Origin of the sequence: Sporomusa sp. (assembly GCF_035561255.1) — a bacterium.
Taxonomy (GTDB): domain Bacteria; phylum Bacillota; class Negativicutes; order Sporomusales; family Sporomusaceae; genus Sporomusa.
In genome coordinates this window covers 1-2,132 of the sequence record NZ_DATMXX010000301.1, presented here as the reverse complement: position 1 = coordinate 2,132, position 2,132 = coordinate 1, and the positions used below count along the sequence as shown (strand labels likewise).

Annotated in this window: 1 protein-coding gene; it reads left to right on the top strand. The window is 41.0% G+C overall.

The features are described from left to right. The first annotated feature begins 153 nt into the window (after positions 1–153). On the top strand, positions 154–1,773 hold the full coding sequence (locus VN379_RS16455; RefSeq protein WP_414715007.1) for a ribonuclease J: 1,620 nt from the start codon (positions 154–156) through the stop codon (positions 1,771–1,773). Positions 1,774–2,132 lie beyond the last annotated feature (359 nt).

The following is a 2,132-nucleotide window of genomic DNA, read 5'->3' as shown; positions in this document are numbered from 1 at the left end:
GGTTATAATTATTCACAAGTGGACAGGACGGCCGGTTTTTTATTATGTGTTTAAATGAACGGGCGGTTACAACTTGATTTAAATAATATTTTGGAGGTGTATGTTTTTTTGGCACGACAACCAGGCAAAGTACAAATTATTCCTCTGGGCGGGATGGGGGAAATTGGTAAAAATATGACGGTAATCCGTTATGGTGACGAGATAATTGTAGTTGATTCAGGCTTAATGTTTCCGGAAGACGATATGCTGGGCATTGATCTGGTCATTCCCGATATCACCTATTTATTGGACAACCGTGAATTAGTAAAAGCCATTGTCTTAACACATGGACATGAAGATCATATTGGCGCGTTGCCGTATGTATTAAAACAACTTAGTGTTCCGGTATATGGAACTCGTTTGACACTTGGGATTTTAGAAGGGCGTTTGAAAGAAAATAATGTATCTTCCAGCAATTTGCATGCCGTAAAATCAGGTGATCAAATTCAGATCGGTAATTTCACAATTGGCTTCATTCGAGTAAGCCATAGTATTGCTGATGCTGTAGCATTATCAATTAAAACGCCGATGGGTGTGATTGTCCATACCGGAGATTTTAAACTTGATCAAACTCCAGTTGACGGAAAAGTTACTGATTTTCACAGATTTGCTGAGTTAGGCGACCAAGGGGTGCTGGTTCTGTTAGCAGATAGTACTAATGCTGAGCGACCTGGCTACACCCCGAGCGAGAAATCGGTTGGCATCACCTTTGATGATACCTTTCGCAATGCACGGGAGCGAATTATTATTGCCTCATTCTCATCTAATATTCATCGTATCCAACAGGCAATTGATACCGCCTGTAAATATCGGCGGCGAGTAGCTATCCTAGGGCGCAGTATGGTGAATGTTGTCAATATTGCGTTGGAACTTGGCTATTTAAATGTCCCGGAAGGCGTTATCATTGATATTGATGAAATTAATAACTATCCATCATCGGGAATTGTAATTTTGACAACAGGTAGTCAGGGTGAGCCCATGTCAGCGCTAACCCGGATGGCCATGTCGGATCATAAAAAAGTTGAGATTATCCCTGGTGATACTGTTATTATTTCGGCGACGCCAATACCCGGCAACGAAAAGCTGGTATCACGTACTATTGACTTTCTTTTTCGGCAAGGAGCTGAGGTTGTTTACGAGTCAACATCAGGAATCCATGTTTCTGGGCATGCTAGCCAGGAAGAATTGAAGCTTATGCATAATCTTATACGTCCCAAGTTTTTTATCCCTGTACATGGGGAATACCGGCATTTGATTAAGCATTCTAAATTAGCTCAGTCATTAGGGATGGCAAAGGAAAATATTTTTGTTGCTGAAAACGGTCAAGTACTGGAATTTACTTCTGAGAAAGGTGCCGTAACGGGAAAGGTGACATCGGGAAATGTTTTGGTTGATGGTCTTGGTGTAGGCGATGTAGGTAATATTGTTTTGCGGGACCGTCGTCAGCTTTCTCAAGATGGCATACTAATTGTTGTTGTAACAATGGATAAACAACGTGGCCAGGTAGCTGCAGGGCCGGATATTGTTTCACGCGGCTTTGTATATGTACGGGAGTCCGAGCAATTGATGGAAGATGCCAGGGAACGCGTAAAGCAGGCTTTGGAAAAATGTGAGCTTAATGGTGTTACTGAATGGGCCGCCATTAAGTCTAATGTTCGTGACACCTTGGGTAAATATCTCTATGAACGCACTCGCCGGCGCCCGATGATATTGCCAATCATTATGGAAGTTTAATGGAAAAGCCTTGAGCCTACCAGCTTTTAAGCAGGTACGTCAAGGCTTTTCATATTTAACCTGTCTAATTTTATTGCATTACTATAAATTAATTCACTTGGGTTACCCAGAGTGGGGATTTCCACGAGGGAGAGACACCAGTTGATTTTAAACTGGCGGCAAAACCGTCATTGCATTATTAGTCTGTTGAGATAGCTGAGTATCTAAATAAAAAACCAGAATAAGATCACGGCAAGAAACAGTACCCAAAAGTGAGATAGAAGAAATAATATGATAGCTGCGATAATTAACCATAGTATCATAATAATCCCCTCCCCTTATTATTATTTATTACATATTATGTTTGGTAAAAATAAATG